The sequence below is a fragment of the Clostridiaceae bacterium genome (genome assembly GCA_012840395.1).
Lineage (GTDB): Bacteria > Bacillota > Clostridia > Acetivibrionales > DULL01 > DULL01.
Genome location: DULL01000110.1, coordinates 75,152 through 86,547, shown reverse-complemented (window position 1 = coordinate 86,547; position 11,396 = coordinate 75,152). Strand labels below are relative to the sequence as shown.

Here is an 11,396-nt window from a genome sequence, read left to right as displayed (position 1 = left end):
TATAGCATTTACAAATATTTAAAAAAACAATTCAAATCTTTATCCAATTACAACATATTTACCAGTTCCTTGAACTTATTTCCTCTTTCTTCAAAATTCTTAAACATATCAAAACTTGCACTTGCCGGAGAAAGCACAACAATATCTCCCTTAACCGTATCCCTGTAAGAATTTTCTACAGCTTCTTCATAAGTCTTGCAAAAAATCACGGGAATATCTGAACCTTTACCGGTTCTTTTAATTTCATTTTCCAGAGCAGCTGCAATTTTAGGTGCGGTGGGTCCCAGAAGAATAAGCTTCTTCACTTTATCCACAATAATTGTGCCCATGTCTTCGTAAGAAATGTTTTTGTCATATCCTCCTGCAATTAATATAACTTTTTGTTTGAAAGCCTTTAATCCGGCAATTGTTCTTGATGGGCTGGATCCTATAGAGTCATTATAGAACTTTACACCTCCCACTTCCCTTACAAGTTCCATTCTATGCTCAACGCCCTTGAATGTTTTGGCTACCTTTTCAATATCACCAGGCTCCACATAGTCTATTACAGCAGCAGTGGCAGCCAGGTAATTCTCAACATTGTGCATACCAGGAAGCAGTATGCTCTCTATATCAACAATATATTTTTCACTGTCTGAATCTCTATAAACAATATATCCGTCTTTTAGGAACGCTCCCTCTTTCAGTGTATTACTGCTACTGAAAAACACAGTTTTACCTTTTGCATCGTCTGCGAACTTCCTGGTAATCTCATTGTCATAATTAACCACTAATCTGTCTGCTGAAGTCTGGTACCTGAAAATATTTTTCTTGGCATCTGTATATTCTTCCATTGACTTATGTACATCAAGATGATTGGGAGATACATTAGTAACCACCGATACATCCGGACTTGATTTCATGGTATGAAGCTGAAAACTGCTAAGTTCAAGGACTACCTTGTCAGTTTCCCTTATTTCGTCAATTTTATCAAGCAGCGGAGTTCCTATATTTCCACCCAGCCAGCAATTATATCCCTTTTGCTTTAAAATATTATATATAAGGGTAGTCGTCGTGGTCTTTCCATCGCTACCTGTAACACCAAATACCTGGGCCGGGCAGAGTTCAAGAAACACTTCCATCTCTGATGTTATTACTGCACCCCGCTCTCTCTCACGGACAAGCTCTGGTATGTCAAACCTTACCACCGGCGTTTTGAAAATAATATCAAAGCCCTTTAACTGATCCAGGTAGTTCTCTCCCAGACTATATCTGATATTTAAACCTTCCAGATTCTTAAGAGTAGGTTCCAGTTTGTTTCTGTCAGCTCTGTCAAATACGGTTATATCTTTTACTCCGATACTATTCAGATATTTTGCCAAAGGTGTGTTACTTATTCCGATTCCCAGTATAGCAACTTTTTTATCTTTAATTTGGTTTTTAAATTCAGCTAGTTTGTTGTTCAATAAGGTTCCTCCCTTACAATAATCTTTTATATAATTTAATATAATATTAAATAAATAATACTGCCTTAATTTTAATTGTACAAAAAAAATAATACTTGAAATTTTTCTTACTTTCTAGTACAATATGTTATGCACTTGGTTTTGCGAGAATGGCGGAATTGGCAGACGCGCTAGATTCAGGTTCTAGTGTTCGCAAGGACATGCAGGTTCAAGTCCTGTTTCTCGCACCAAAAGCTTTCAAGGTTTATCTTTGAAAGCTTTTTTTCTGTCATCACTCCTATTATAAACTTTAATTTTAACAACGTAAATGAATAACTATGTTTCCATGTTTTAATTTTTGCTGTTGTTATATATAAATTTTAACCATATCCATAATTGTTAAACCGTAGAAAAAAAATAGTTCATTTTACGCCAATATATGATATAATATCTGTGTATACAATATGCAAATGCATTTTTATCTAGAACATAGCGCTTATTAAGGTGCTTTAGACGGAATAAACAATTAGGGGGGCAAAAAGTATGAGTAAAGTAATGAAAACAATGGATGGAAACACTGCCGCTTCTCATGTCGCATATGCTTTTACAGAAGTAGCAGCTATTTATCCGATTACTCCGTCATCTAACATGGCAGAAAATATTGACCAATGGTCTGCTCATGGTAGAAAAAATATTTTCGGACAAGAAGTAAGAGTAGTAGAAATGCAGTCTGAAGCCGGTGCTGCAGGAGCAGTTCATGGTTCATTGGCAGCAGGAGCTCTTACAACCACTTTCACAGCATCTCAGGGACTTTTATTGATGATCCCGAATATGTACAAAATAGCCGGTGAATTACTTCCGGGTGTATTCCATGTATCTGCACGTGCAATAGCAGGACATGCGCTTTCAATTTTTGGAGATCACTCAGACGTTATGGCATGCCGTCAGACAGGCTTTGCCCTGTTGGCTTCATCTAATCCGCAAGAAGTTATGGATTTAGGCGGCGTTGCACATTTGAGTGCAATTAAAGGAAGAGTTCCTTTCTTACACTTCTTTGACGGATTCAGAACTTCCCATGAAATTCAGAAAATTGAAGTTATTGATTATGATGATTTCGCAAAGCTTGTTGATTACGAAGCTCTGAATGCTTTCAGGAATAATGCGCTAAATCCGGAAGCTCCAAAGATAAGAGGTACTGCACAGAATCCTGATATCTTCTTCCAGGCCAAAGAAGCATCCAACAAGTTCTATAACAATTTGCCGGAAGTTGTTGAATATTACATGAACGAAATTAATAAGTTAACCGGAAGAAATTACGGCCTGTTCAACTACTATGGTGCCCCGGATGCTGACAGAATAATTATAGCCATGGGCTCTGTATGTGACACAATAGAAGAAACTATTGATTACCTTATGAGTAAAGGTGAAAAAGTCGGACTTGTAAAAGTGCGTCTTTACAGACCTTTCTCAGTAAAACATCTATTGGCTGTAATTCCTTCTACAGTTAAGAAGATTGCAGTACTTGACAGAACAAAAGAACCTGGTTCTGTTGGTGAACCCTTATATGCTGATGTTTGTACTGCATTCTTTGATAGAGACGACAGACCGGTAATAGTTGCAGGACGTTATGGACTTGGTTCAAAAGATACAACTCCTGCTCAGATTATCGCAGTCTACAATAATCTTTTATCAGATAATCCGAAGAACCATTTTACAATTGGTATTGTTGATGATGTTACATTCACTTCTCTTGAAGTTGGTGAATATGTAAATACAACTCCAGAAGGAACAATAAGCTGCAAATTCTGGGGCTTTGGATCAGACGGTACTGTTGGTGCCAATAAAAATGCTATAAAGATTATTGGCGATCATACAGATATGTATGCTCAAGGATATTTTGCATATGACTCTAAGAAATCCGGTGGAGTTACCATCTCCCACTTAAGATTTGGAAAGAAGCCTATAAAATCAACATACTACATTAAGATGGCAGACTTTGTTGCATGTCATAATCCTTCCTATGTCAATAAATATGACATGGTTTCAGATGTTAAAGAAAACGGTGTGTTCCTGCTGAACTGCTCATGGGATGAAAAGGAACTTGAAGAACATCTTCCTGCCAAAATGAAGAGGATTCTGGCAAAACGTAAAGTTAACTTCTATACAATTGATGCTGTAAATATTGCAAAAGAAATAGGCCTCGGTGGAAGAATCAACATGATCATGCAGGCTGCTTTCTTTAAGCTTGCTAACATCATTCCTCTTGATGATGCTGTTAATTATATGAAAAAAGCTATTAGTGACACATACGGGAAAAAGGGCGAAAAAGTTGTTAACATGAACTATATGGCAGTTGATAAAGGTATTGACGCCCTTAAGAAAATTGATATACCAGAATCATGGCTTAATGCACAAGATGAACCTGAACAGGAAAGGAACGTACCTGATTTTATCAAGAACATTCTTGAACCCATGAACAGACAGGAAGGAGACAATCTGCCTGTAAGCGCATTTACAGGAATTGAAGACGGTACTTTCCCAAGCGGTACTTCAAAATATGAAAAACGCGGAATTGCCATTGATGTTCCTGAATGGCAGATTAATAATTGTATCCAGTGCAATCAGTGTTCATTTGTATGTCCACATGCTGTAATCAGGCCGTTCCTGTTAACTGAAGAAGAAGCCAATAATGCACCTCAAGGATATGAAACCAAGAAAGCAATTGGAAAAGGCCTTGAAAACTATAAATACCGTATACAGGTATCAGTTCTGGATTGTACTGGTTGCGGAAGCTGTGCTGATGTTTGTCCTTCCAAACAAAAGGCATTAATTATGAAACCAATTGAAACACAAATGTCTCAGGTAGAAAACTGGGAATACAGCATGAGCCTCTCAGAGAAAGAGAATCCTATGAGTAAGGATACAATAAAAGGAAGTCAGTTTGAAGTTCCTTATCTTGAGTTCTCCGGCGCCTGCGCAGGTTGTGGTGAAACTCCTTATGCTAAGCTGGTTACTCAGCTGTTTGGTGACAGAATGATGATAGCAAATGCTACGGGTTGTTCTTCAATCTGGGGCGGAAGTGCACCATCAATGCCTTACACAACAAACAAAAAAGGCTGTGGACCATCCTGGGCAAACTCTCTCTTTGAGGATAATGCAGAATACGGATATGGAATGTACCTTGGTGTAAGCCAGATTAGAAATAAAATCTATGCTTGCTGCCAGGAAGCATTAACTCTTGATATTGATGAAGATATTAAAGCAGCTTTAAAAGACTGGATGGATAATAAAGACGATGCTAAAGGATCAAAGAAAGCTTCTGTAATATTAGTTGAAAAACTTGAGTCTTATTCCGGAAATAATGAAAAAGCTAAGCAACTGTTCAAAGAAATCCTTGACAGAAAACGCTACCTTATTAAAAAATCCCAATGGATATTTGGTGGAGACGGTTGGGCATATGATATAGGCTTCGGCGGTCTTGACCATGTATTAGCATCAGGTGAAGATGTAAATATTCTGGTATTTGATACTGAAGTATATTCCAATACCGGCGGTCAGTCCTCCAAGGCTACTCCAACAGGAGCAGTAGCTCAATTTGCTGCATCAGGTAAGGTTACCAAGAAGAAGGACCTTGGACTTATAGCAATGTCCTACGGTTATGTTTATGTTGCTCAGGTTGCCATGGGTGCAAACCCGAATCAATTGATAAAAGCACTTATAGAAGCAGAAGCATATCCGGGACCATCACTTATCATTGCCTACGCTCCTTGTATTAACCATGGTCTGAAACTTGGAATGGGTTCAACCAAGCAAGAAGAAAAGAGAGCAGTTGAAGCCGGTTACTGGCATCTGTACAGATACAATCCTCTGCTCAAAAAAGAAGGCAAGAATCCGTTTATTCTTGATTCTAAAGAACCCACAGCTTCCTTCAGAGATTTCATCATGGGTGAAGTAAGATATTCATCACTAACAAGGACATTCCCTGAAAATGCTGAGAAGCTGTTCGAAATAGCTGAACAGAATGCAAAAGAAAGATACGAAACTTATAAGAGACTTGCAGAAAATGGCTAATTAATAATCAGTTTAGGAAACAGATCAAACAAAAATTGGGTTGGTAATAAACCAACCCAATTTTTTGTTATAATAATATAATTATATTTGGCCAAAAAGTTCTATATATCCCTTTCCTTCTTATAGAAAAACGTCCTTATAGACCTGAATCCATACTTTGCACTTGAGAGAATCTGTTCAGTGCTTCCTACAAACAAAATACCACCTGTTTTCAGTGATTTATTAAACTTTTCGTAAATCTGGTTTTTTGCTTCTTCTGTAAAGTAAATCAACACATTTCTGCAAACAATCAAATCTAAACCTTTCGGATAATCATCTTTAAGCAAATCATGCTGCTTAAAATTAACACAGTTTTTAACTTCATCTTTAATCCTGTAATTATGCTGTTCCTTAATGAAGTACTTACTCACATGGTCTTGAGGCAGCTTTTCAATACTCTTGCTACTATAGATACCTTCCTTTGCTTTTTTGAGAACATTATTGTCGATATCAGTAGCAAGAATATTGATTTTATTAAAAGGTAAATGCCTGTTTAAAACCATTACAAGAGTATAAGGTTCTTCCCCTGTCGAACATGCAGCACTCCAGATTTTTAAATCTTCTTTTGATTCTTTAAAAAGCAATGGTATTACTTCTTTTCCTAATATATCCCATTGCTCCGGATTTCTATAAAATTCAGATACGTTAATAGTTATATAATCAAGAAATTCACTAAAGAGATTAGTGCTGCCTTTTAAAGCCTGCACATAATCTCTGTAGTTATTATACTTATTTTTGCTAATAAGAGAATCAATTCTTCTCTTCATCTGTTTTTCTTTATAGAAGTCCAGATTAATGTCAAATAATTTCAGTATCTCAGCCTTAAACTCTTTGTAATCCATACCTCAACAAAATACAGCCATTTCTAATTTGAATTATTATAATCTTTTAATAAATCACCTATTTTTAAATCTAATTCTTCCTTATGTTCAGTTGGAAGTTCTTCTTCAGAATTACTTTCAGATTTATTCTCCCTTTTATCATCTGCTTTATTATCTGCTTTATTTTCAACTTTTTCCTCTGCTGACGGCTGTGCTTCCTTTGGCTCAGGGTCAATAGGATTTACTTCTTTAATACTTAAGCTTATTTTTTTATTTTCAATATCAGATTCTATTATTTTTGCTTCGACCTTTTGACCAACTTTTAAAACATCACCGGGCTTTGCCAATCTAACATTTGAAATCTGTGAAATATGAACCAGCCCGTCAACACCTTTTTCCAACTCAACAAAAGCACCAAAGGGTACCAGACGGACAACAGTACCGCTTACAATATTACCTACCTGGTACTTCTCTTCGGCTTTATACCAGGGGTTGTCCTCAGGCTTCTTGTGTGTCAGTGAAATTTTCTTTTTTTCTTTATCATACTCGAGAACGGTAACTTCAATATTGTCTCCCACTTTCAAAACTTCGGAGGGATGTTTGATTCTGTTCCAGGATAATTCTGATATGTGTACAAGCCCATCTATGCCGCCTAAATCTACAAATACACCAAAATCTGTAATACTCTTTACAACTCCATTATAAGTCTTTCCTGCTTCTATGTTATTCCAGAAATCAGCTTCAAGTTTGTTTCTTTTTTCTGTAAGTATTACTCTTTCAGAACCTACAATTTTTTTCTTTTGCTTATTAAATTCAATTATTCTTATTTCAATGGTTTGCATAAGGTATGAGCTTAAATCTTTAACAAATTTTTCTCCTACCTGAGAAGCAGGAATAAAAACTCTTAAACCTTTGGCGTTGGCAATTAATCCTCCATTGGTAACCTCAATAACTTTTACTTTTATAGGCGTTTTGTTCTCATAGGCTTCTTCAATGATATCCCAACTCTTTAAAGCATCTGCTTTCTTTTTTGAAAGCAAAACATTTCCTTCTCCGTCATTTACCCTAACTATAAAAGCTTCAATCTCCTGCCCGACTTTTAGGGAATCCTTGCTGAAATCAGGTTCATCTGTAAATTCTTCCATAGGTATTATTCCATCAGACTTATAACCCATGTCTACAAAAACTTCATTATCATTAAAACCAATAATTTTTCCTTTAATTACTTCACCTGAATGGAGTGTAACCAGTGACTTCTCAAAAGCCTCCTTAAAACTTAATTCACTAGATTGATCATTCATTTCCTCCATTGGTTTGTTATTCATTTCTTCCATTTTGTGTATAACCTCCTTGATTATCCAGTCCGGTGTTGAGGATCCGGCAGTAATTCCAATTTTATTGTATTTACTTATATCAACCGGCGGGAAGTCACCGGATGTTTCAATATTATAACACTCAAGGCAGTACTTTTTGCAAATTTCAAATAGTTTTTGGGTATTTGAACTTTTTTTACTGCCTATAACAAACATTAAATCAACCTTTTTTGCAATCTCCTCTGCTTCCCTTTGGTTATTGCTTGTTGCATTACATATTGTATCATAAATAACTACATTTCTAAACTTATTATTTATAGCTTCTTTAATACTATTCCATCTATCTTTTGACATTGTTGACTGGGATAGCAGACAAATTTTTTCCAGATCATCAGGCAGATTATCTACATCTCCAATATCGTTGATAATAAATGCCTTATTTTCACACCATCCATCAATGCCTACTACTTCAGGATGTTTCGGGTCACCTAACAATATGATACTAAATCCTTCCTCGTGTTTTTTCGCTGCCAGATTTTGAATTCTTTTTACATAAGGGCAGGTGGCATCTATTATCTTTAAATTCTTTTCTTCAAGTCTTCTATAAACCTCCGGGGCAACTCCATGAGCTCTTATAATAACATACCCATTTTCTTCAATTTCATCAATATGGTTGACCTTTTTAACTCCTTTTGATGAGAGATCTGCCACAACCTGTTCATTATGAATCAAAGATCCAAGAGAATATATATTTTCTGAGGAATTGACGTTATCAGCTATTTCATATGCTAATTTTATAGCGTTATTTACCCCAAAACAAAAACCGGCATTTTTTGCTAGCAAGATTTCCAATCAATATACCTCCAATCAGTGCCCCTCCATCAATAAATAAACCTTATTCATAATGTCTTGGCTTATAGATTGCAATTCTTCCTTACTGTACTTTTTATTTTTATCAACATCCAAATAAAATGGTTTACCGTAAATAACCTTCATAGGACTAAAAAGTTTATAGTTTCCCACTATGGCGGCAGGAATAATTGGAACCTGGGCATTCACGGCTATTAAAGCCACCCCGGATTTAACTTTATACTCACCTTTTTTCTTTTTACTTACTCTTGTGCCTTCGGGAAATATGCCTAAAATATGTTGATCTTCCAGTATTTTTAATGATGCTTTTATTGAGCCAATATCGCCTTTCCCTCTCTTAACAGGGAAGGCTCCATAATTAACTAAAATACTCTTCAGAATAGGAATTCTGAATAACTCCTCTTTTGCCATCCAATGTATCCATCTCTTAATCCTATACCCCAGCAAGAACATATCCAATAAACTTTTATGATTTGCGCAAAGAATGGCCGGGCCTTTTTCAGGGATATTTTCTCTTCCGATTATTTCTATTCTATATAATAAACTAAGTATAATTACTGAAAGGATCCGTCCCAGTGTCCTCAAAGGAATTCACTTCCTCACAATAGATAAAATTTTATTTACAACATCAGAAATGCTCATGTTTGTAGTATCTATTTCTATTGCATCCGGTGCCTTTTTTAATGGTGCAAACTTTCTGCTGCTGTCATTTTTATCTCTATAATTAATATCTTCAAGTATCTCCTGGAAGCTTACATTCTTTATGCCTTTATCAATTTGTTCCTTGTACCTTCTTCTGGCTCTTTCTTCTACAGATGCTGTAAGGAAAAATTTATAATCAGCATTAGGCAATACATAGGTGCCAATATCTCTGCCATCCATAACCATGCTGTTATTTAAGGCAAAATTTCTTTGAAGTTCTACCATTTTTAGTCTTACCGCGGGTATTGTTGCCACATTCGAAGCTCCAATTGATGCCTGGGGGGTTCTTATATCTTCACTCACATCTTTACCATCGAGAAAAATCTTCTGCTCATTGTTTGAATATGATATTTTAATATCAATATTTGAAACCATTTTTGACAGCTTTTCTTCATCAAGAGTATCTATACCTTCCTGTATGGCTTTAAGTGCTACAGCTCTGTACATTGCTCCTGTATCAAGATACACTATACCCATTTCTTTTGCAACTGCTTTTGCTACAGTACTTTTACCGGCACCTGCAGGGCCGTCTATTGCAATATTAATAGTAGACAACAGACACTCCTCCATTATCTATATAAAATTACTTGACTCATGCTATAAAATCTATTCATTTTGCAGATCAGGTCTTAGAGTCCTGGCTTTTTTAAGGTATATATGCTTAATATCTTTGTTACTCTTATCAGTGTTAATATGCATCAATACTCTTATACATTTTTCAAGGCTTCCTGGAACATTGATTTCATTGGTACACATAAGTGCAATACTTGTCCATCCCATTTCCCTGGCGGCAGCAGCAGGAAAAGCGGCATCAAGATCATTTGTTACTGAAAAAATTATACTTATTATATCATCCTCGCAAATATTATTTGCTTCAACTATTTTTTGCAAAAGTTCCTTTGTGCCTTCTATAATTAAATCTTTTTTATTTACATCAACGGTAATTGCACCTCTAATTGCTCTCACCAAGATATTATACCTCAACTTTACCCAAAATTATTATTTACCTAAAACTATTATAAAATAAAAATATAATTTAACTGCCTGAATGCCGTTTATTGGCAAACAAGTAAAAAGGCATTAAATCATATACCCTGAATGAAAATTAAATCTATTTAATAATTGATTTAAATAACCCTATGCCCTAATCCTATAGAAACATCATTTAAGTGCAGAAGGCCTATACCTGAAAAGATGGCAACGCTTACATGGTCATTATACCTTGCTATGCCTATTTTACCTCCAACATTCAGTCCTATAGCTTTTGGCATAATCTGCAAAAGAGCTTCATGAGTTGCACCTGCAACCGCTCCCTCTTCTCTATGGGTATCTGATATGACACCTTCTCTTTTTGAGGACACCACAGCTCTTTCTATTATTTTCATTACTGATGTTATAAATTCCCCGCCGAAGTCTACTGCAGCCGTGCGAATGCCTATTCGTGCAAAATCAGCCTGAAATCGCTTTTCTTCTGTCCTGTCCGATGTTAATGCCAATTTTATTGCAGAAATAGCAATGTCCCGGCTGCCAAAAGTTTTTTCGCTATTCATATAAATAACCTCTTTAATATTAGTATTCTTTTAAAGAGAGTACTCGCGGAGTTACTTTTTCATTATATAAAAAGATTTTGTTTAAGACAATATTAATTTCTAATTATTTTACTTAATTCTAATCCTTGCCAGCTTTTTAATGGAAGAGTCTATCTTGAACTGTCTGTATATAGAATCTAGTAAAATGTTTGAACTGGTTGATTTGATTCCAACTTCCAGTGAATATGGTACCTGGCTTCCGTCAGCTTCAATAACGTCTCCGTCTTTAACAGTAATTATTAATTCATTTTCAGTAAATCTTGCGATTTCTGTGCCGTTTACCAGTATTTTCAGGTCAGGACATGTATCCTGGCTTAATAGCTTTAAAACAACTATACCATCCTTATATAAGTATTCCTCCGCCTCCAGGGGCGTACCTTCCAAACCTGCATCAACATCTAAAAAAATTCTGACATCCTGGTTTAATAAAGCAGCCTGGACTACTACCATAAGTGCAAAAGATACTGAAAAAATTAAAAACAGTATTTTTTCAATATTAATTTCAGATCTTTTCTTCTGAGTATTAAATCTGCAAATAAGCACTTTCATTAAACCAACTCCAAATAA

At 35.7% G+C, this 11,396-nt stretch carries 9 protein-coding genes and 1 tRNA gene; 2 read left to right on the top strand and 8 right to left on the bottom strand.

The annotated features are described in order from the left end of the window. Positions 1-47: 47 nt before the first annotated feature. A complete protein-coding gene (locus GXX20_12300) occupies positions 48-1,445 on the bottom strand; it encodes a UDP-N-acetylmuramoyl-L-alanine--D-glutamate ligase (GenBank protein HHW32427.1) in 1,398 nt (465 codons plus the stop codon). Between the two features lie 143 nt (positions 1,446-1,588). Here GXX20_12300 and GXX20_12295 point away from each other — a divergent pair. Together GXX20_12295 and nifJ are read left to right on the top strand one after the other, a co-directional pair. Beyond that, a tRNA-Leu gene (locus tag GXX20_12295) sits at positions 1,589-1,675 on the top strand. Positions 1,676-1,967: 292 nt separating this feature from the next. Beyond that, positions 1,968-5,495, top strand: a complete 3,528-nt coding sequence (gene nifJ, locus GXX20_12290) for a pyruvate:ferredoxin (flavodoxin) oxidoreductase (protein ID HHW32426.1) — start codon at positions 1,968-1,970, stop codon at positions 5,493-5,495. 101 nt (positions 5,496-5,596) lie between these two features. Here the strand turns inward: nifJ and GXX20_12285 are convergent, their stop codons facing one another. From GXX20_12285 to GXX20_12255, 7 genes are all read right to left on the bottom strand, one after another. Continuing rightward, positions 5,597-6,376: a protein-glutamate O-methyltransferase CheR gene (locus GXX20_12285; GenBank protein HHW32425.1), complete on the bottom strand. Its 780-nt coding sequence runs from the start codon at positions 6,374-6,376 to the stop codon at positions 5,597-5,599. 23 nt (positions 6,377-6,399) lie between these two features. Beyond that, positions 6,400-8,520, bottom strand: coding sequence for a bifunctional 4-hydroxy-3-methylbut-2-enyl diphosphate reductase/30S ribosomal protein S1 (locus tag GXX20_12280; GenBank protein HHW32424.1), 2,121 nt, complete (start codon positions 8,518-8,520; stop codon positions 6,400-6,402). A 15-nt stretch (positions 8,521-8,535) separates the two neighbouring features. Then, positions 8,536-9,123 (bottom strand): 1-acyl-sn-glycerol-3-phosphate acyltransferase, encoded by a 588-nt coding sequence (locus GXX20_12275; GenBank protein ID HHW32423.1) that lies wholly within the window; start codon positions 9,121-9,123, stop codon positions 8,536-8,538. 6 nt (positions 9,124-9,129) lie between these two features. After that, positions 9,130-9,810: a (d)CMP kinase gene (locus tag GXX20_12270; GenBank protein ID HHW32422.1), complete on the bottom strand. Its 681-nt coding sequence runs from the start codon at positions 9,808-9,810 to the stop codon at positions 9,130-9,132. Positions 9,811-9,846: 36 nt separating this feature from the next. After that, positions 9,847-10,212 carry a chorismate mutase gene (gene aroH, locus GXX20_12265; GenBank protein HHW32421.1) on the bottom strand — a complete coding sequence of 122 codons (366 nt, stop codon included), beginning with the start codon at positions 10,210-10,212 and terminating at the stop codon, positions 9,847-9,849. 155 nt (positions 10,213-10,367) lie between these two features. After that, positions 10,368-10,790, bottom strand: coding sequence for a hut operon positive regulator HutP (locus GXX20_12260; GenBank protein ID HHW32420.1), 423 nt, complete (start codon positions 10,788-10,790; stop codon positions 10,368-10,370). Positions 10,791-10,898: 108 nt separating this feature from the next. Further along, positions 10,899-11,378 carry a hypothetical protein gene (locus GXX20_12255; GenBank protein HHW32419.1) on the bottom strand — a complete coding sequence of 160 codons (480 nt, stop codon included), beginning with the start codon at positions 11,376-11,378 and terminating at the stop codon, positions 10,899-10,901. Positions 11,379-11,396: the final 18 nt, after the last annotated feature.